Source organism: Enterococcus italicus DSM 15952 (genome assembly GCF_000185365.1).
Taxonomy (GTDB): Bacteria; Bacillota; Bacilli; order Lactobacillales; family Enterococcaceae; genus Enterococcus_G; species Enterococcus_G italicus.
On record NZ_GL622243.1, the window covers coordinates 48,901 to 69,036 of the forward strand.

At 35.0% G+C, this 20,136-nt stretch carries 18 protein-coding genes and 7 pseudogenes; 3 read left to right on the plus strand and 22 right to left on the minus strand.

What is annotated here, in order from left to right; translation table 11 throughout:
• Window positions 1-745, plus strand: a 745-nt coding sequence (locus HMPREF9088_RS10880; RefSeq protein ID WP_007209308.1) for a hypothetical protein, incomplete at its 5' end; no start/stop codon positions are given.
• Window positions 746-815: 70 nt separating this feature from the next.
• On the opposite strand, the gene HMPREF9088_RS12475 is transcribed toward HMPREF9088_RS10880, so the two are convergent.
• The 6 genes and pseudogenes from HMPREF9088_RS12475 to HMPREF9088_RS10905 form a co-directional block, all read right to left on the minus strand.
• Window positions 816-1,679, minus strand: a complete 864-nt coding sequence (locus HMPREF9088_RS12475) for a zeta toxin family protein (RefSeq protein WP_071859147.1) — start codon at window positions 1,677-1,679, stop codon at window positions 816-818.
• Between the two features lie 126 nt (window positions 1,680-1,805).
• Window positions 1,806-2,276: pseudogene (locus HMPREF9088_RS12480) on the minus strand (ATPase); the annotation flags it as partial.
• 2 nt (window positions 2,277-2,278) lie between these two features.
• Window positions 2,279-2,464, minus strand: coding sequence for a hypothetical protein (locus HMPREF9088_RS10890; protein WP_007209310.1), 186 nt, complete (start codon window positions 2,462-2,464; stop codon window positions 2,279-2,281).
• Window position 2,465: 1 nt separating this feature from the next.
• Window positions 2,466-2,750, minus strand: coding sequence for an antitoxin (locus HMPREF9088_RS10895; protein WP_007209311.1), 285 nt, complete (start codon window positions 2,748-2,750; stop codon window positions 2,466-2,468).
• Window positions 2,751-2,766: 16 nt separating this feature from the next.
• The gene (locus tag HMPREF9088_RS10900) at window positions 2,767-2,982 is read right to left on the minus strand and encodes a peptide-binding protein (protein ID WP_007209312.1); all 216 of its coding nucleotides are present in this window, start codon (window positions 2,980-2,982) and stop codon (window positions 2,767-2,769) included.
• A 91-nt stretch (window positions 2,983-3,073) separates the two neighbouring features.
• Window positions 3,074-3,400, minus strand: a pseudogene (locus tag HMPREF9088_RS10905) (chromosome partitioning protein ParA); the annotation flags it as partial.
• Here HMPREF9088_RS10905 and HMPREF9088_RS10910 point away from each other — a divergent pair.
• A pseudogene (locus tag HMPREF9088_RS10910) lies at window positions 3,393-3,689 on the plus strand (DDE-type integrase/transposase/recombinase); the annotation flags it as partial. The pseudogenes HMPREF9088_RS10905 and HMPREF9088_RS10910 overlap by 8 nt on opposite strands.
• A 148-nt stretch (window positions 3,690-3,837) precedes the next feature.
• On the opposite strand, the gene HMPREF9088_RS10915 reads toward HMPREF9088_RS10910, so the two are convergent.
• Genes HMPREF9088_RS10915 through HMPREF9088_RS10925 form a run of 3 tightly spaced genes read right to left on the minus strand, consistent with a single transcriptional unit; the run spans window position 3,838 to window position 8,933 of the window.
• Entirely contained in the window at window positions 3,838-4,329 is a 492-nt protein-coding gene (locus HMPREF9088_RS10915; RefSeq protein ID WP_007209315.1) for a hypothetical protein, read from the minus strand.
• 13 nt (window positions 4,330-4,342) lie between these two features.
• Entirely contained in the window at window positions 4,343-7,951 is a 3,609-nt protein-coding gene (locus HMPREF9088_RS10920; RefSeq protein ID WP_007209316.1) for a type IIG restriction enzyme/methyltransferase, read from the minus strand.
• Window positions 7,952-7,997: 46 nt separating this feature from the next.
• Window positions 7,998-8,933 carry a ParA family protein gene (locus HMPREF9088_RS10925; protein WP_007209317.1) on the minus strand — a complete coding sequence of 312 codons (936 nt, stop codon included), beginning with the start codon at window positions 8,931-8,933 and terminating at the stop codon, window positions 7,998-8,000.
• A gap of 427 nt (window positions 8,934-9,360) precedes the next feature.
• Here HMPREF9088_RS10925 and HMPREF9088_RS10930 point away from each other — a divergent pair, with 427 nt between their 5' ends.
• Complete coding sequence (locus HMPREF9088_RS10930; protein ID WP_007209318.1) at window positions 9,361-9,858, plus strand: hypothetical protein; 498 nt, start codon at window positions 9,361-9,363, stop codon at window positions 9,856-9,858.
• Between the two features lie 64 nt (window positions 9,859-9,922).
• Here the strand turns inward: HMPREF9088_RS10930 and HMPREF9088_RS10935 are convergent, their stop codons facing one another.
• From HMPREF9088_RS10935 to yidD, 13 genes and pseudogenes are all read right to left on the minus strand, one after another.
• Window positions 9,923-11,599: a type IA DNA topoisomerase gene (locus HMPREF9088_RS10935; RefSeq protein WP_007209319.1), complete on the minus strand. Its 1,677-nt coding sequence runs from the start codon at window positions 11,597-11,599 to the stop codon at window positions 9,923-9,925.
• A 252-nt stretch (window positions 11,600-11,851) separates the two neighbouring features.
• Window positions 11,852-13,738, minus strand: coding sequence for a group II intron reverse transcriptase/maturase (gene ltrA, locus HMPREF9088_RS10940; RefSeq protein ID WP_007209320.1), 1,887 nt, complete (start codon window positions 13,736-13,738; stop codon window positions 11,852-11,854).
• A gap of 736 nt (window positions 13,739-14,474) precedes the next feature.
• Complete coding sequence (locus tag HMPREF9088_RS10945) at window positions 14,475-14,837, minus strand: toprim domain-containing protein (protein ID WP_007209321.1); 363 nt, start codon at window positions 14,835-14,837, stop codon at window positions 14,475-14,477.
• Window positions 14,837-15,066, minus strand: a pseudogene (locus HMPREF9088_RS12010) (hypothetical protein); the annotation flags it as partial. The gene HMPREF9088_RS10945 and the pseudogene HMPREF9088_RS12010, both read right to left, overlap by 1 nt.
• Window positions 15,067-15,073: 7 nt before the next feature.
• The gene (locus HMPREF9088_RS10950; RefSeq protein WP_007209322.1) at window positions 15,074-15,934 is read right to left on the minus strand and encodes an ABC transporter permease; all 861 of its coding nucleotides are present in this window, start codon (window positions 15,932-15,934) and stop codon (window positions 15,074-15,076) included.
• Between the two features lie 2 nt (window positions 15,935-15,936).
• Window positions 15,937-16,800, minus strand: a complete 864-nt coding sequence (locus HMPREF9088_RS10955; RefSeq protein ID WP_007209323.1) for an ABC transporter ATP-binding protein — start codon at window positions 16,798-16,800, stop codon at window positions 15,937-15,939.
• Between the two features lie 50 nt (window positions 16,801-16,850).
• Window positions 16,851-17,435: pseudogene (locus HMPREF9088_RS10960) on the minus strand (recombinase family protein).
• Window positions 17,432-17,710 carry a hypothetical protein gene (locus HMPREF9088_RS10965; protein ID WP_007209326.1) on the minus strand — a complete coding sequence of 93 codons (279 nt, stop codon included), beginning with the start codon at window positions 17,708-17,710 and terminating at the stop codon, window positions 17,432-17,434. The pseudogene HMPREF9088_RS10960 and the gene HMPREF9088_RS10965 overlap by 4 nt, the downstream one beginning before the upstream one ends.
• Window positions 17,711-18,085: 375 nt before the next feature.
• Window positions 18,086-18,268 (minus strand): annotated as a pseudogene (locus HMPREF9088_RS11810) (PadR family transcriptional regulator); the annotation flags it as partial.
• Between the two features lie 106 nt (window positions 18,269-18,374).
• Window positions 18,375-18,715 (minus strand): annotated as a pseudogene (locus tag HMPREF9088_RS11815) (FAD-dependent oxidoreductase); the annotation flags it as partial.
• The gene (locus HMPREF9088_RS10980; RefSeq protein ID WP_002318458.1) at window positions 18,715-19,020 is read right to left on the minus strand and encodes a rhodanese-like domain-containing protein; all 306 of its coding nucleotides are present in this window, start codon (window positions 19,018-19,020) and stop codon (window positions 18,715-18,717) included. The pseudogene HMPREF9088_RS11815 and the gene HMPREF9088_RS10980, both read right to left, overlap by 1 nt.
• Before the next feature lie 23 nt (window positions 19,021-19,043).
• Window positions 19,044-19,364, minus strand: coding sequence for a thioredoxin (gene trxA, locus HMPREF9088_RS10985; protein ID WP_007209331.1), 321 nt, complete (start codon window positions 19,362-19,364; stop codon window positions 19,044-19,046).
• Entirely contained in the window at window positions 19,345-19,629 is a 285-nt protein-coding gene (yidD, locus tag HMPREF9088_RS10990; RefSeq protein WP_002318456.1) for a membrane protein insertion efficiency factor YidD, read from the minus strand. The genes trxA and yidD overlap by 20 nt, the downstream gene beginning before the upstream one ends.
• Window positions 19,630-20,136 lie beyond the last annotated feature (507 nt).

Below are 20,136 nucleotides of genomic sequence, written 5' to 3' on the forward strand. Positions count from 1 at the left end.
TTATAATGAAGTTTTAATATTATTTGCTATTTATTTAGAAAGCGGTTACAAAGATTATGAGTTAACTCTAAAACTATTATATCAAGGAGATGAAAAATTGAAAACAGAATCGTTCATTGCTTCAATATTACTTTGTTCTTCTCTTTTAGGTGTTTTAGGTTTCAGCACGTTGGCAACAAATACTGTCTCTGCTAGCGAAGTGCCAAAAATAGAAATTGCTACTGAAGAATTGGACTTAAATTCTGACCAGGTAACAATTTCAGAAAATATGACAAGAGACGAAGTAATACAGTCAATTTCTAATGAGTTTGGCATTTCTAAAGAACAAGCTGAACAGAGTATTTCTTCAAACAGCTCACAAATGAGGCGTCAAGTAGCTGACGAAAACTTTGTCTTATTGCGGGCTGCTTGGCAAGATCACCAAATTAATAATAGTGTTGAAGGTGGAACTGCATATTTTTATTGTAGAACTACTGAAAGTGGCTGGTTTAGAGCTATAAAAGAAATTATTTATGCTGGATTTAATCATCCTAAATATGGATTTTCAGGCACTCTACAGTATGGACTTCCTGATCCTAACCGTATTCACTACACATTAAACGGTGCACTATACAGCCATGCGACAACAAGTATTTCAGGTGGTGGTAGTGTGGGGGTAAATGGTGTTGGAACTGTTAACCTTAGTGCAACTGTAACAAGCAACTTTATTAAAAATGTTTTTGTGACTAAAGACGTAAGCTTTTAGAATTAAATTCTTTTGTACCACAAAAAAATAGAACCCTGAAAGAACATGATTCAAGGGTTCTCTTTTTTTATTAGAGACCTGGAAGTTTAGGTGTTTTGGGTATTGGTGGTATAGGTGGCTGCAAGCTTTCCAATTTTTGTTGAATTGCTTTAAATTCAGGTGTTTCTTGGTGTTGATTTTGAACCATTTTTTGCTCTATTCTCTCCAAAGTCGGTTGAATTTCTTTCCCTGATACTTTACGATTTAATTCTCTTTCTAAGGTCTTTTTCAGACTAATGGAAGGCGTTTCTAAGCTTGAATAGAGTTTCACTCCTTCTCTATTATAAAGCCTTATATCGCTAAATAAGCCCGTTTTATGAAGGGTTTCTAAATTGGTCGGTAAGTTTTTGACAACAATATCATGCGCTTGTTTTGGTGTTGCCCTAGCTGTCATTGGATCATCTGCATACATAGTTTCATACCGTTCAATTGTTCCTAAATATGAGTTGATTTTAGGTACTGCCATGGCGTACATTTTTGTTTCATATCCTTTAGATTGAAGCATTGTGGCTGTTTGAATAGGAACGTCTGTTGTTCGTCCTGTGCCTTCAATCACTAAATTATAGCCTTGATCGCTTAAACGGCTAATAAGTGCTTCTGTCATACGATTAGAATAAGGTGTTGCATGTTTTACTACGTCTTTTTCATAGAGTTTCACTAATTCGTCAAAATTTGGGTGCTGTTGTTTGAACGTATCATTATCAATGATAACAACATTTCCTTGTGTCTCTTCGGAAATTGCCAATCGCAAACTAGTTTTCCCTGATCCTGGTTGCCCACCAAGTAAAAAAGCGGTTGGCGATTCAACCGCTAGTCTATTTTTAGTTAGTCGTTCAACATTCTTTTCTAAACGATCTTCAAATTGCTTTTCGGTGAAGTCAGTAATATTCGCCATATCTCTCAATCCCACCCTATACTTATTAATAAAACTAACTGGAAGCCATTGAATATTTTTTGTATTATTTAAAACTATCTTTTCCCCTTGACGTTCATAAATTGGAACAAAAATTTCCGTATTATCGTATAGCATAACATTATCACAAAGAGGGGTTATATATTCTAGATTCTTTAATGACTGACTATACCGCTTTTTTATGAGTTCATCAGGTATGCCATGACCGCCCTTTTCAACCCTTTGTTTGACACGTTGTATTGCCAAATCAGCATTGTCTATCCCAACATAAAATAAATTTACCTCATAACCCTGTGCCTTGGCTTTTTCAATCCATTTTTTCTGCCCTTGTCCAGATAATGTGGTTTCTTGGTGAAAAGACCTTTTAGATTCAATTGCTTGATTCATTTGTTTTACAACTTCACGCATAGCCTTCATATTATCTGAGTTTTTTCGCCAGTCACCACCATTTTTATTTAGAATTTCATCAGCATTAATTCGTTGTGTATCTTGAAAGAGTTGCGGTACTGTTTGATAAAGTGTTGATTTCCCTGCTCCATTGACGCCCGCAACAATAATATATTGTGGTCTATCCTTCATAGTTAAATCACAAAATCTTTCTGCTTGATAATTAGTTTTTGCTTTTGTTGCAATTGATAAGTAAATAATTCCTTATAAAACTCAAATTCTTCTTGTGTTTCAGCCAACTCATACGCTTTTTTTAGTTCCATAATGTCCATTTTTGACACAGTGTGATAGATTTCTTTTAATTCCTCTTGAGTTGTCATATTAGATCACTCCTTTTAAAGAAGGTGACATTTCAACAATTTGTTTTGAATATTGATTCATTGACCGCCAATACTCATGAATAGCTTGTAATTCTTCAAATGGTTGTTGAAATAAATCAACTTCTTGTGCCACTTCTAATTGATTTAAAAGGTTCACTTCTAGTAAACGAGTATTTTTAGTATCTAGTTCATGATTCAAAACATAATTTAATACCCGATTATAAACACTTGCCGATAACTCATTAATGATTTCAATTTCAAATGTTTTTTCATACGTAACTGCCATTTCATGTTCACTCCTTTTAAAGTTTGTCAGGTAAATATTTCCGTATATATTCTTCTAAGGCTTGATCCATAACTTTTTTTACGTTTCCGCCATTCTTTGCTGTTTCAATTTTTATAATATGGTGTAAGTCAGCACGAACACGAACCGTCTTATCTCCCATTATATCTTTTTTTGCACTGATTGGTGTATCATTTCGTTTTGCTTTTTGTGCGCCTAAATTTCCCACAATCACTCACTTCTTTCTATTTCTTCTTATTCTTATTTTATCATCAACAATCACAAATCACAAGTGATTTGTGATTAATCACTTGTGATTTGTGATTCTATTCTTTTCCGTTTTCTAATTGAGTGATTCGCTCAAGCATTTCAAAAAATACGTTCTCATACATAGATAAAACTTTTTTGTCATAGCCTTTGTGTTCTGTAATGCCATTTTTAGACCAGGTACTTACTTTATTACTTCGCTTGATAATATTTCGGAAAACCAAATTATCCTCTTTATGTTCTTTGTACAGTTCTTCCAGGTTTGATTTTATCATTGCGCTGTCCGTATCAACTAAATAAGGAACAAAACCGATCATATCTAGTCCAGGGTTAAACTGTTCTTGTAAATCAATCAAATAGGAAATATAGTTTTGAATGGTTGTAGTCACAGATAAAGCCCCCTCCATTACAAGTGCCTTTAAGAAACTAAAAGAATACGGCTTTTATCAAGGGACAGAACATCGTACCATTAAATACCTGAATAATTTGATTGAACAAGACCATCGTCCAGTAAAGAGACGCAATAAATTCTATCGAAGTTTACGCACTGCCTCTACCACGATTAAAGGCATGGAAGCCATCCGAGAATTATATAAGAAAACCCGAAAAGAAGGCACTCTCTTCGGGTTTTCGGTCTGTACTGAAATCACGGTATTATTGGGAATCCCAGCTTAAATCATAGATACCGTAAGGGATTTTATTCTTTATTTAAAACTTTGCAACAGAACCAGGTAAACTATTGGATTTAATGAACATTTTTTCATAACATATTAAAAAACTTGATAATTGTTTAATTTTTAATCAAACTTAAAAATTAAACTTTTCACTTAAATGTATTTGAAATGACACTAACTAATCTATCAATTCCATTCTCAACTCCCCAGCTTACACTAGCACTAAGAGCCATTGCAAGTATCGGGTGCTTTTCAAAGAAAGTTTGATGGTTATCAACTTTTCCGACTTCTTGTACCTCATTTAAAATTGTCACTAATTCTGTCTGTTCTTCTTCATCTAATGTTCTAGAGTACTCTCTGATATTCTCAAATACTCTCTCAATTTCTACCTCAGTATAGGTAATATTTAACGCATTATTTTGTCCACCAATCTGTGAATTTATCAAATCTCCATTAACAGAAACATGAGTACTATTATCTTGATGATATTCGTTAAAGTTTAGTGCTGTTTTAGAGGAATCTAGTTGTGTTGGAAGGATAACAGGCTTTATCTTCTTATTAGCTCTCTTCACCATTTTATTCGTTTCTCTGACTAAATTTCTCTCAATATCTCTGAATTGACTTTGCAAACTTTTTGCCATTTGTACCTACTTTCTATACTACAAAATTTCTTACAATCTGTTTTTCTTCTTCTTTCAAATCAAACAAGTCCATAACCAAGTCATCAATCTTTAGATTGAGCTGATGAACTATGTCAGTGTCAGGAGAATCTTTTTTCATTTCTTCCATCAGTTGCTCAACAAGTTTTGCTATTTCTTCTTGCTGGGAATCCATAGCATATGGAATTGGAAAATCTCCTAGTTCATTAACTTTGAATTGTGGGAATAGGCGACGTTGGAATTTATCAAACTTCATGAAAAACCAAAGAGAGATTAAGCGAGAGTTCAAAATACCCAAAAGATAAAAAGGATTAACATGAATATCTGTGATGACCATGGAGTTTAAGTCGTTAATAACATCACTATCAGTATAAACAGCTTCAACAGCATAAGCTGATTTACTTGGAATCTGCCGAACTAAAATACGTGGAGCGTAAAAATCGACCGAAGATCTAGGTTCAGCCAAGTTGTCACCATATTTGATATATTCTCCATTCCAAGTCAGCTTATAACGTGACACATTCTCGCCATCAAGATAGGGACGATATGAATCATCTAACTTTTCTCTTGCATGATAAATGCGATTATCCTTGTCAGAGTTAGTCTGATGAGGTTTCCCTTTACCTATCTGGTATGCTTTAATTCCAGTCTTAACAGTCGCAATTTCTGGTCGTTCTAGTATTGGAAAATGGTTGACTTTCCAGAAGATGTCAATCGCCTGACGATACTTGACCATCGAGATTGAAAAAGTAGGGATTTCACCAAAGAAATCTGGCGCAACTCGTCCAACAGTGTTGAACTCGCCGTGATTCAATTCTGCTACTTCAATCCAGTTTGGCCCATTCTTCTTGAAGAAAATGATACAGTTGTCCACGCTAGCATCCGTAAAAATCTTATCCAGAGAATTAATCAGAACAACATCACTCGTCTGCTCGGTAATAAACTGACGAACTCTTGAATTGGTCTGAATGGTTAAAAAGTTATTAGGAATGATATAGGAGAATGTCCCACCTTTACGCAAGAGTTGATAAGCCAATTCCATGAATATAGTATAGGTATTGGCTTGATATTCACTTACTTGATAAGTCCTTGAGTAGTAAGCTTTCATCTCATCGGTAAAGGACTGATTACGAGCAAAGATATAAGGCGGATTCCCAATTACAAGGTCAAAGCCGATAAATTCGCCAGCTTCTCCCAAAATCTCAGGAAATTCCATTCGCCATTCCATACCTTTAGCGAATAATGGATTTTTCAGTCTGTATTCCAATTCCTTTTCAGCTTTTGCTAGTTGCTTATTTAATTCCGCTACTTCTTTAGAGTTTTTATTTTCTTCCTCAAATATGCTAATGACACCAGCCTTATTTCGTTCGGATATGAGACGGGTTAATTTCTTTAATTCAGGGCTTGAAGCTGTGTCATCAAAGGAATGTTTGAGATTTTCAATTTTTTTCCAGATTTCTGCTTTAACATGTTTATTATTTGTCTCCTTATAATCTTTAACTAGAGATAGATAGTCCTTGAAATCTGTTTTTCTCATATCAAATTCATAGTCAAAATCAAACTTATGTAGGAGACTATCACCCACTTTGATATTGATATCAATATTCGGTAAGGTTGTCAAAACAAGCTGGTTCGTTTCGGTATCCTGATAATAATAGGAGGACTTCAAGAGTTCAATCCATAGTCGCAAACGGCAGATATTGACCGAACTTGGGTTAATATCCACAGCAAAGAGTGAATTTTCAAGAATATGTCTCTTCTGGTAAAAAATTGCTTTTTGAATTAGTTCAGATTGTTGATTGCCTGTCTGATATACAAAGTTATTTCCAGACATATCTTGAATGACTAGTTCATCATTGATAACATAACATTGAATCAAGTTTCCAATATAGTTACCCTCAGCATCAAACAGTACATTTAAATCACTTTTAAGAGCAATAATTTCATTCAAAATAGAGACGAGAAAATGCCCCGAACCCACAGCAGGATCACATACTTTCAAGCTATCAATCGCATCGGATACCTTTTTAGCAATCTGAGCATTACGTATATTAAACTTAATATCTTCAATTGATTCACATTGCCAGTCAAGTGCTTCATTAATTTTGTCCACTGCTGATGTACGAATCGCTTTACGTGACATATACATGGTAATGTTGCCTGGTGTATAAAAAGAACCGTCACGGTAGCCGTTAATTTTCTCAAAAATCAATCCCAGAACTGACGCATTGATAAGGTCGTTTTTTGATTTCTCATGATGAGTGATAGTTGTTGAGAAATCATAAGCATCTAAAAACTCAAAGAGATATTCAATAAAATTGATGTTCCCTTTTTTACGTTTTTTATCTACGCCTTTAAGAGCTGTTTTGGAGAAAATTTCAATATCTCCCTCTGGTAATCTATCAATACCAATCCCATCTCTAGAAATTTCTAATTCTGTTTCTTCAAACAGTGATGAGTTTAAATAAGGAACATAACCAAACTTTTCTTGAACTCGGTCACTTCTTTCAGATACCTTCTTAGCGAGCACAGCAAAAAATAGGCTATAAATCTCCTCAAAGTTAGGTAGTTTTTCGTAAGTCAAGAATCTATAAGATTCATCTTTGTTAAACAACACCAGCTGAGATTCTAAAAGTTTCAAGAACAAGATTCTATTTATCCATACAACTGTTAGTTGAATAGCAATATCTTCCTGCTTATCTTTGGGGACATCTTTCATATCTAATTTATCAATGATATTCTCAACAAAAGAATACCGTTGTCGTTTAGCAGGTTTCAAACGTGAAATAATTTTTGAAGTCCCTGACTTCGTTTCTTCCAGCCCCATCAAATAAAGCAATTCATCATAGAAATTCTTATTAAGCTTGTTTGAATCAGTGAAAATCTCTTTATTGAGAAGATTCTCTGCTGTGAAGAATCGGTAAAGTTGAGTTAGATTATTTTTCTTGATTTCAATGTTTTTGCCAGATTTGACCAAAGCTTGACGTAAATCAAAGTGAGCAATCACGATTCCCTTTTCAATGGCTTTATCAATTTCTGGTGCGATAACTTCAGAATATAAAAAATCTGTTTTATTGCTAGAAAGTTGGTTATTTCTGAACTTTGTCACGAGGTCAACTAGTTTTTTATTTTTGAAAAAATGCTTTTCAAATTCTTTAGCCTCTATCACAAACCAAGATAGACCGTTTGTGATAATACACTTTTTGATTTCTAAATTTTTATTAACTAAGCGTTCTTGTAGGTAATAATAGACAATTTCTTGAAATGCTTTAGAATTAATTTTTTCCGTCGACATCATTTCAGACTGGTTAGTCAAACTCTTGCATTCAAAAAGAATACCTAGTGACGAATTGGCGTCTTTACCATTATAGATAGCAAGGTCTATTCTACTAGAAGTATTTATAAAATTATAAGGCAATACACTTTCTAAAAATCCCTTGAGAAGATTTTTCTGGTATTCTTCAGATTCAAGTTCCTTATCTCTCAAGTGAGTGAGGTAACCGACTAATTTCTGGTTGAATACCTCTTTTTCTTCATCAAGTGGCATAATTGCTTGAACAGAGTGATTCATACTCTCTTTTAATGTAATTCCCTTTATTGACATGAAATAGACTCCTAAACAGATTTATATAAGAGCTGATAGTATTAGTCTATTGTGTAAGCAATAGACTAAGGGTACCCTTAGCGATATATATATACATATTATACCGATTTTTTATCGCTCTAAGCAATTCAAAAAATACATTCTCATACATAGATAAAACTTTTTTGTCATAGCCTTTATGTTCTGTAATGCCGTTCTTAGACCAGGTACTTACTTTATTACTTCGCATGATAATATTTTGGAAAACCAAATTATCTTCTTCATGTTCTTTGTACAGTTCTTCCAGGTTTGATTTTATCGTTGCGCTGTCCGTATCAACTAAATAAGGAACAAAACCGATCATATCTAGTCCAGGGTTAAACTGTTCTTGTAAATCAATCAAATAGGAAATATAGTTTCGAATGTTGTTTGTACTTTCTTCTTCTGCTTGTAAAGGGATCATAACGTAATCACTCGCCACAATTGCATTATTTGTATAAACGCTTGGCGTTGGTACAGTATCAATAATAATGAGATCATAGTCACTTTTTAAAGGTGCTAAAAGAGTAGCAAGCAATCTACTTTCATTTTCAAAAGTCCATGAACGAGTTAATTTTGGCAGCAACATCAGATCAAACGTGCCAGGGATCAAGTCTAAATTATCCGTCAAATGAACAATAGAAGAAGCCAAGTTTCCGTTTTTCAGTCCTTCATAAAAATTGACACGTGGCAATTCTACTTTAAACGTTTTGGCTAAGTCTTTTGTTAAGGTTGCTTGTAAATCTTTATCAATCATCAAAACTTTTAAATTCAGTTTATCTGTCAGATAAGCGAACATAGTCGACAACTTAGACTTTCCAACTCCCCCTTTAAAATAGTTATTCAAGATAACAATTGCTTCATTTTTATTATTTAAGATACGTTGTAATTCTTCAAGTATTTTCAGTTCTTTCTTTTCCATAACTACGCCCCATTCTTTTTTTGTATAGTAATATTGTATCATCAAGAATCACAAGTGATTTGTGATAAGTGATTATCGGTGTTCATGTCTTTTATCTTTTACTTGATTAGTTAGCATAAAATAATTGTTGGAAAATAAAAAAAGAGATTTCTCCACATATTTTAAAATCAAGGTGCTAAAAACCTTAAAACATCAACATGGAGGAATCTCTTGTGAATATTGTACAACAAGCTCCGGAGAAAATCAGTCAAGAAATGATCAGTCAATTTGTTGCCTGATAGATATTGTGGTAAAATTAATTCGTAGATAATAGTGTCTCCATTAAAGGAGGAATTACAATGGAATGGGTTTATTTAATTATTGGTGTAGCGGTGATTGGGTCATTTTGTTGGAGTTGGTCTAAAATGCCAGATATATTAAAAGAATGGACAGATAAATCAAAAGGTAAATAATTTATAGGAGGGAAAACATGAAATCTATTTTTAAGGTATTGCTAGTTAGTTCGTTATTGTTCTCTAGTGGATTTTTTTTGACAACTGATGCAACCGCTTCCGAGGTTTATGATACAAGTTCTTCTCAAAGCTTGCCACAAGGACAACCTGTTAATTTTGACAACATTCAAGATATTAATGAAGTAGTACAATTAATTGATGGATACTACTATGGTTATGGTAGTGATGGGATTTCTTTACGTGCAGCTCCAGGAACAAAGTGGGGAGAAGGAACTGTTGAATATATTGGACAAGGTTCGCAATTAGTAACTAATTATTTTTGGGTTAAAGGAAGTTCCATGTCCTCATTGAATGTGGTAGGAAATGCCGAAAGAAAAGCTGTAATTGCAAAATATGGAAGTGTGAATAACAATACGTCTTATAAAATGAAAACTCAACAAAAAATTAATATGAGTCCTCAAACTCAAGGTTATGTTACTGTATCTGCTCAAGCTTGGTGTTACGGTAGAGATTAGAGATTAAAAAAGGATACCCTTAGTTGTTATGGGTATCCTTTTTGCACAGCTAAAAAACAAAAATTTACTTTCCAAAAGAAATAAAATCAATATATCCCTTTTCTCCAATTTTAACAACTGCATTGTACGTCTTTTTCTCTTTCGTTTTAATTCCTTTTACAAGAGTTTCTTTTCCTTGCAATAACTCTTTGACATTTGTTTTAGTCAATTTTTTCTTCCTAAAATGTTCAGCTAAAGTAAACTTGCATTCTGGATAATTCGAACAACCATAAAACGATATTTTTAATACAATATTGTTGCCACACTTAGGACATTTTCCTACAATACTTTTTTCAGCTTCTTTTTCTTTCTGTTCCTGGTAATCAGCAAAACTTAATTTCTCTATATCGGTAGGTACATTTTCCAATAAATGTACGATAAACTTCTTAATATTATTGATAAAGTTTTCTTGATTGCCTTCTCTTTTACCAATCTTCTTTAAATACGTTTCCCATTTAGCCGTCATTTCGGCACTCGTTAAGAGGTGCTGACTTTCGACTGCCTGACACAATAATTTACCTTTTTCAGTCACAACAAGTTTATTTTTAATGACTTGAATATATTCTTTTTGTTTCAAAGCTTCAATAATGCTTGCTCTTGTCGCTTCTGTTCCAATCCCCTCGACTTCTTGTAATATCTTGATTGCTTCTTCATCATCAACCGTTTTATTCGCGGTTTTCATAGCGGTTAATAATGTACCCTCTGTAAAAGCTTTCGGCGGTTGTGTTTCTTTCTCGGCACTCTTAACGTCAACTTCGGCATGTTCGCCAATGATAACCAATGGTAACGTTTGAACATCCTCTTTTTCTTCTTTATTTTGTTGTTTAAAAAGAATTTTCCACCCTTCTTGTTTTGGTGTCTTGCCTATTGATTGAAAAAGTAAGTCGGCTACTTTGGTTTGTATCTTAGTTTCTTCATACAAATAATCAGGTAGAAACATTGCAACAGTCGTTTTAACGACTAAAGCATAAATTTTTCGTTGTAAATCGTCCATTTTCGCTAATGCAGATTCGGTAGGTACTTGTTTTGTTGGGATAATGGCGTGGTGTTCCTGTACCTTACTACCGTCCACATAACGCTTTCTAGGCTCTGTTTGAACCATTTCAGGGTCAAGTCCTAAAAAACCGCTATATTTGCCAAAATTCGCTTTTAAATAAGCAAATTCGTTCTCTGTAATAAATGGTGTATCTGTTCTTGGATAACTCAATAATTTTGCTTCATACAGTCCTTGCATAGCTTTTAAAGTTTGGCTCGCTGTCGCTTTATAAAGCTGATTGACTTTTGATTGCAAACTACTTAAAGAAAACAGACTCGGGCTATTCGTTTTTTTCTCTTTGGTTTGCACGTCAGTGATTCTGCCCTCTTGATTGCCTATTTTAGCTTGTTTAGAAGAAACAAAAGCTAAAAGCTCCTCTTGGGTTTTAAAACGCTGTGTGGGGCTTAGAACGCCCTTAAACGACCCTTGGTTTACTTTTATACTAGCTTCCACCTCGAAAAAAGGTTCTTTTTTAAAATTCTCTATGGCTTCCTGGCGCTGAAAAATAAGGTATAAGGTGGGCGTTTGAACACGTCCTAGTGAAAATGTACCTTGTACGCCCTTCTGTTGTAAATTTAACGTATACAAAGGGCTTGCGTTCATGCCGATCAACCAATCGGCAATTTGGCGTGTTTGCGCTTCTTGATAAAAGGGATAGTAATTCATTCCAGGTTGCAAATTTTGAAAACCGCTTCGGATCACATCTTTTTCTAAGCTATTGATCCATAGTCTTTTAAATGTTTTATCTTTTGAAAAGGCATTTGCTTTATGAATGATCGACCAGGCGAATATCGATAGGTAAACTTTTGAAATAATCTCCAGTTTTTCCCCCGATCCACACCGTGCATGCGATTTTCACCGCACACGGCGTTCTATCAACAAATTAAACCTTTTGTTTTCCTAAGTCTCGCAACCAAATTAATAATGTAGTGAGGTGTTTCTAACTAACAACCTTAATTTATTCAGCCTTTTGACCTGTTCATCATTAAGGTTTAATAAGGTCATATATCGCTGAATAGTATCTTCCTTGGTAGCATGTATTAGAATGTGAACTTCAGATTTAACAATAGTCAAGTTACTATACTTGTCATCATAAGATACATGATAAGGTATCTTATGATGACAATGCATATCTAGAACATTTAGTTCTTCACCCGTTACCGAACACTTACCCGACTGAGCTATAAACAATGAGATACGATTATCGTTAAATTCCACTGTTGCTCTATCGCTGACTACAGGATTGCTCCTGATCCAACGAAGTGCTATTTCAGATACGGCTGATTGATTACGATGAATGAGTTTACGCCCCTCAGGAGTATATTTATTAATTTTAACTTTAAGGTACATTGGGTTCCTATGTTGTACAAAACTAACTGGTATAATTGGGCGTCCTGTCAGGTATCTAATATTCTTTGACTGGACGTAGTTCAATATCCCTTTATCTTTACCAGTATATTTACCCGTTTTTGTCAATCCATCAATAGACAATCGATTTCTCATTGTCAGAAGAACTGAGTAATGCATCTTTTTAAAGTCTCTATTAACGTGAGTTGCTATTCGATAGTAACCGTGCATGCCAATAACTTTACTATTATAATTTCCTATAGCTCTGATAGTATTAATGCTATTAGGTGATTTTTTGATTTCCTTGATTTGCTCTTTTAGTTCTATTCTCATACGGTTAATTGCTTTATCTGAAACATGAGAATGCATTACATATCTATTTTTCCCTTTTCTTTCTAGTTTCAAGTTGAAACCTAGAAACTCACTAGTTTCCTTACGAAGGTTCGTGATTTTGGATTTTTCAATAGATACGGGTAAATGCAATCGTTGTTCCAACCATTGTATCGAAGCATGATAAAGTTGTTCAGCCGTTTTTCGGTCATGGCAAAATAATTTAAAATCATCTGCATAACGAACTATATAGAACTCTTTTAGTTTTGTATGTGAGCGCATTTTCCTATGGTGATTTCCCATATGCTCGGTTCCATTAGCATTGTATTGTGTCTTAATTTCAGACATATGCCTTGTTTCCCATTGTTCCGATACCCACCAATCAAATTCACTAAGATTAATATTGGCTAATAATGGGGATAAAATCCCACCTTGTGGTGTCCCCTTTTCGGGAAATTGAATAGTACCATTAGGCAATACAACTGGAGCTTTTAGCATTTTGCGGATAATAGTGAGAAGTTCCTTATCCCGTATACCCATAGTCCACATTTGTCGCATTAATTTTGAGTGCCAAACTTCATCGAAGAAACCTTGAATATCTATATCAACACAATATCCCATTTTTATAATATTCATCTTCTTGGCACAATCAGCAATTGCATGTTCGGCAGACCGATTAGGTCTAAAACCGTGACTATGTGGATTAAATTTCGCTTCACATATTGGTTCTAATACTTGCAAGATACATTGTTGAGCTACCCTATCCCAAATAGAAGGAATTCCTAATGGTCTAGTTTTTCCATTTGGTTTGGGAATTTCAGTTCGCTTAACTTCTCTTGGTTTGTAAAATTTGAACCGTTTCTTAACTATATCAAGGTATCTTTCAGTTGTTAGTTTTTCAATATCTTTAATGGTTTTACCGTCAATACCTGCCGTAAGACTTCCTGAGTTGCGCTTTATATTACGATACGCAAGCAAGATATTGTCATCAGATATGATAATTTTCATTAGTGACTTGAAATTTTGATTCTCTACACTACGTTGATACAAGTTATCATAAGCTTCTTGCATTCCATAGTACTCAGAATATCGAAGCTTATTATTTTTCTTGTTTCGGTGGTTGTTCATAGTTCGTCACCCCCTAGTTCTTGGTTGTGACCTTTTGGTCTTACAGGAATCTATGGTTTGACTTAGGTTACCTAATAAATTGGTTTGAATTTGTTGACTTGTGGCTATTCCTCCAGCCCCATTACAGAACCTTCACCGGTCATGCCACTACTTTCACCAAGATAACTATAAGTTATATACTACTACTTTCCTTATATCCGCTTCTTTGCGTGTGTGCGCTCCACGTTCTTGGCTTCCCACGTTCCTTCAGTTTTATCAATGTAATAGTTTAGGTGCTGACTTTTGCCCTGTATCACTTCAAGTGCCTATAACACTTCACGGAGTTTCATAAAAACAATTCTTACTCCACCGCATGATACCGTAGAGTGATATGATTTCTTCAATCATGTTCTACCCGACACATTTCTGTGCCTTAGGCGTTTAGGACAGTACATTCGCCAGTTCGTCAGTGCTTTTACACACATTCTCACCATACTATACTTTTTGCGACCTCCGGCATATTAGATACGTTTCCTACCTCTAGGAAATTTTCGTGCAGACCCATGTTTTTCAATCTTGCTTACGGTATCCTTCTGCCGACTTCACCGAGCTTCATACCATTTCTTTTAACACGTAAGAAAAGGCATGTCGGAGTATTAAGGGAGGCGTTTCAAGGCGTTACCCTATCATTCCACCTCTCAAACTGAAAGTTCTCCACTAACGTCTGTTAAGCCGTTAGTGTGTCTAGTCTTTTCAACTAGAAACATGTCGCACTATTTTCACCTTCTCTGTCGCTATCTGTTGCAACAATAATTGTATTTGCCTTTTTGAGAAGTTCTGCAACAATTTTAAACTGCTTTCCCTTATCTTTTGCAACTTCAAAATCGTATCGATCAGGAAAGATCGGCAAAGATTCAAGTTTCCAATTTTGCCACTTTTCGTCATAATGACCTGGTTCTGCTAATTCCACTAAATGCCCAAAACCAAAGGTGATAAACGTTTCATCTGTAAATAGTGGGTCTTTGATCTCAAAATATCCGTCTTTCTTATCACTCTGATTAAATGCCTGGGCATAGGCTAACGCCTGGCTTGGTTTTTCAGCTAAAATAACTGTACTCATTAACTATCCCTCTTTCCCTTGTTTTTTCTTTGATCGACTGTCACGTTATATCTTGTACGATACCTGATAAAAGTTGTCCGCTTGATCCCGGTATTCCGAGCAACATCGACATCAATCATGCCTGCCTGATAAAGTTTAAAAGCATGTTGCAAACGGGATCGTCTTGGGTGTATTGGTGTTTGCGGCCATGATATTTACCCTGCTGCTTAGCTAAGGCAATCCCTTGTCGCTACCGCTCAATCAACCGTTCTCACATTTTTCTTGCTTCGAATTAAGTCAACAGTTAGTAAAGCTACTATTCCTAATAAAAAAATTACGATAAGGAACACAGCAGTTTGCATCCCGGTTAATAAATGATGCCACTCTAACTTAATTCCCATCATTTTTTCAAAATGGTTTTGCTGACCATGAAAAGCCCTTCTTAATTTGTCACTCATAAAGATTTGCCGATAAATTGCTGCTACATATGCACCAGGCGTTAGTTTGATAAGGAATTGTGCAAAGTTAGGAAGAATTCCAAATGGAATGTAAGTACCAACCAAGAATCCCGAGGCCGTTCCAACAATCGTTTCCAAAGCTCCAAGTGAATCAAAACGATTAATAAGCTGAATGAATAACATGTTAATAACGACTGCCAGTAATGAACTAAAAAGAGCAACGCAAATTACTGCCGGCATTGAAGCCCAGGGAATAGTCAAACTGTCCGTAATTGAAAAGTAACCCATCATTAAGAAAAGCATCATTAATTGCATAAGAAATCCAATTAACGATGCACTTAACATGTAACTTATTTTTATTTCAAAATGAGAAAGATCTGTTAAATAAAAGTCTTTAATAACTTCACGTTCTTTATCTTTAACTAATTGACCCAGCGAGGTAAACGTTGTTGTAATTGCAGTCACTGATAAAGTGCCACCAATTAACCAAAGATCAAGTAGTTGATGAGAATTAGGAACCTCCTGCCAACTATTTATCATCGAATTTTTCAAAAAAATAATATATAAGACAAATGAAATCATTGCCGCCAATAAAGAGAAAAATACCCCTGAACGATTACGAAAATATAATAATAAATTTCTTTTTGTCAATGCTATCATAGTTAGCGCATCCTCCTTCCAGTTAATGCCAGGAAAGCATCATCCATAGTGCCGTCTTGATAATTAAATGTCTTAATAAAACTACGAAACTTTAATAATAATGTGAGTGCTTCGTCAGAATTAGCCATTAAACAAATGGTTTTATGATTAATCTGTGTATGAATTATTTTACTTGGTATCAATGCCATTAATTGATCAGCTTGTTCAGAAACAATCACGAGTTTACCGCTAGAATTTTGTGTTTTAATTTCATCAGCGGACCCGCTGGCAATTATCTTGCCATGATCAATAATATAAACCTCATCTGCATTGTCTGCTTCTTCAAGATAGTGAGTGGTCAAAATAATAGTAAGATTGTCACTCTGCTGCAATGATTGTAATAACCCCCAGATTGCCGAGCGAGTCTGAATATCCAATCCAGTAGTTGGCTCATCCAAGAAAAGAACATCGGGCTGATTAAGTAGTGCTCTTGCAATATCAACTCGTCGCCGTTGCCCACCAGAAAGTTGACCGTATTTTTGATTAATAAATTCAGTTAAGCCGATTTGCTGAATCAAAGTATCAATATGATTAGATTTGGCTTTTTTGTAAAGCTTATTTCGAATGCTTAAATTTTCCATAACTGTCAAATCATTATCTAAAATACTTTGTTGGAATACCATGCTAATCTTTATGTCTGGTTTCATCCTGATCATTCCACTGGTAGGGTTTATGATCCTTGTGAGCATTGATATAATGGTTGTTTTACCAGCGCCATTGGGTCCTAATAGAGCGGTTAAGCTGCCTTCTTTGACTGCTAAATCAATATGGTCAACCACCACTTTTGATTGATAAGCTTTAGTAAGACCATTTGTTTGAATGATCATTATATCATCTTCTTTCTAAACTAATAGAACGTAATTATCTCATGTAGATACTATCTTTGTACATTGAGCTTCTTTCTATATCTAATAAAAGTCGTCCGTTTAATCCCGGTGTTTCTGGCAACATCGATGTCACTCATGCCTGCCTGATAAAGCTTAAAAGCATGTTGCAAGCGGGGATCATCTTTGGCATATTGGGGTTTGCGCCCATGGTATTTACCCTGCTGCTTAGCTAAGGCAATCCCTTGCTGCTGGCGCTCAATGATTCGCTTACGTTCACTTTCGGCCTGATACTTATAGAGTTCAATAATCAAGTTGGTCATCAGTTGACGTAAATTTGCGTCAGCAATCCCTGTCATGGACGGCAAATTTAACACATCTACGGTGGCACCCTTATTTTAAATGGAGTTCATGATCTTAGTCAAATCATGGTTGTTTCTGCTTAAGCGATCTAATTCAGTGACCATTACAATATCACCCTCACGAATATAGTTAAGCATAGCTTGTAATTGTGGACCTTCGACCGATTGACCGCTTAATTTGTCTGAAAAGACCTTAGAAACACCCTGTAACGCTTGTAATTGCCGATCTAAGTTCTGTTCTTTGCTACTAACACGTACATACCCAATTTTAGTCATTTATCATCTGCTCTTTTCTGAAAACAACTTTTTACTTGTTGCCAATTGAAAATAATAAAACTAACTGCCATAAAAAATAAGCTTATAGATAAAACAATCATTCCCACTCCACCAATCAATCCTAAAAAGGAAAAGTGAGTAAAATTATAGGTAATACTTTCAAGAATAAAAGAAGGTAAATTAACGTCCTCACGAAAAACAATTTCTTTAACTACTCCAACCACAAATATATCTAAGACAATCAATCCAAATAATTTCCCAAATTTGATTTTCATTCATTCCCTCATTTCTAGTTAATACAAGGCATTATTATGCCCAACTTATATGACCTATATACTAAATCTAGTACACCGCAAATCATAGTATAGGACAAATAAGTATACTCTATTGACCTAACAAAGATAGAAATTCAAAAAACAAGTGTTCGCTACGCTCTCACTGCCCCTCGACGTTTTAGTAGCCTTTCCCTCACTTCGTTCAGTCCAAGCCAACTAAAAATTTTCGGGCTACTCTCTCCTTTACCCTAAAAAAATAAATCAAAATGCAGTCTTTTAATCCCTTCTAGTTAATCAAACAAAAAACGAGAACGAAAAACAAAGGCCTCAACGTCGCAAAGAGGGTAAAAATCTCTTAAAGGGATTTTTGCCCTCTTTGCGACGATGAGGTCTACTTGGAATTTCTTCTATCAAATTAAGCTTAAGTAAATTTTCAATCGCTCCATACATAGTTCCTGCTGCTACCTTAACTGATCCATCACTTAACTTATCAATTTCTTGAATAATAGCATATCCATGAACGAGTGTAGTTAAAACTAAAATAATCTTAATTGTCAAATTAAGATATAAAAAAAGAAATACAACTAGTTTCTAAAAAACAACTAAAGATAGTTGCTTATTAATATAAATGTAAATACGTATCAGAGATATAAATGTAATGGCATGGCTTTGCTCCTGGAGACAAGATTAATTTGTCATACCCCAACGTGTATGTTTCTTGATCGGTTTGCACGACCACTTCTTTGTTGTTGGAGTCGATGGAAATAGCTTCACTATTTGGTCGTACGTCTAAATTGAACCTTGCTTGCAAAGATTCTGGAGTTTGAACTAACAAATCCGTCCGTTCATCAATTTCTCCAGCGACATAATAAGGCAAACCACAATTAGCAAATGACACATATGCCCTTTTTCTAACACGATAACTTCTGCTCTTTCATCCAAACGTCTTAACCGTGTAGCAGCAGACATACCACCTGCTACACCACCAATAATGACAATTCTCATTAATTCTTGCCTCCTTTTTTTGCTCCTGCCCATGCCATCATGCCGCCACGGACGTTGATAACATCATGTCCTTGTTTCAGCAATATTTTCGTCGCTCGTTTACTGCGCATCCCAGATTGGCACACTACGTAGACTTGACCCTTCGGGGTATAGGTAGAAACTTTAGCCAATGGAATATTTTTTGCACCTGGAATATGACCAATTTTGAATTCATGCGGTTCTCTCACATCAATAATTTGCGGCTTTTCGGATAATTTATTCTCCAGTTCAGTAGTCGAAATCGTAGGTGTTTTTTTGAAAAACATATTTTTACTCCTCATAATAGTAATTATTCTGCTGTTACTTTTTCCATTAAATACTCTTTTAGTACTTCTTTTGGTTGGTAGCCAACTATTTTTTCAATAGGCTGACCATCTTTATATAAAACCATGGTAGGAATGCTCATAATGCCCAGTTGACTAGCTATTACATTGTTTTCGTCAATGTTCAACTTTGCAATTTTAATTTCAGGTGCAAATTCTGCTTCTAATTCTTCTAATACTGGTCCTAACATCTTAGATGGCCCGCACCAAGGAGCCCAAAAATCGACTAATGTAATACCCTCTTTTACTTCTGATGCTAATGTTACATCAGTTACTTTTACTGTCATTTGATTGTTCCTCTCCTTTTATCTTATGTCTGTTATTTCTTTTCAATGAAAATGTACTTGGCACTGGATCATATCCGCCTTTAACAAATGGATGACACCGCATAATACGTGCTGCTCCCATTAGAGACCCTTTTGCTGCTCCGTGTTTTTCAATCGCATCAACAGCATAGTGCGAGCAGGTGGGATAATAACGACAACTCGGTGGAAACAACGGCGAAATTCCTTTTTGATAACCTTTTATACTTAATAAAATGATATTTTTCATTTATATACCCCCATGCATATTTTTTGTAAAGCATTTTTCAAAAAGAATAAAAACGACCATAATATGTCGGTATTTCCGAATCTTGTATTAAGAGCTAGTGGATAAAGTTACATGACCTTCCTCCCTATGGGCAAAAAAAACTATAGAGGACACTTTTTTTAGTGTCCTCTATAGGGGTCCATTTTAGTTCACGAGAAAGTCTTTTTTATATTTATTTAGCAGCGTCCACTACTTCTTTTAATGTTGATTCAACTTCTCTAGCAATCATTGTCAAATTATCATCTTTGATAATAGTGTCCATGATTTGGAATTCTTATTGGATAGAAATTTCTTTCTAGAACATGATTTCGTCGAAAGTTCTCATTGGTTGAGGATAGGCATGTTCAAAACAATCAGTCCGATATCCTTTTAATCCAGTTGCTGCACTATATAAAAAATTTCATCATAGTTTCGCCCTAGTCGTTCCAAAGATTCGATGACAAAAATATCCTTCTTCCTTAAAAAATG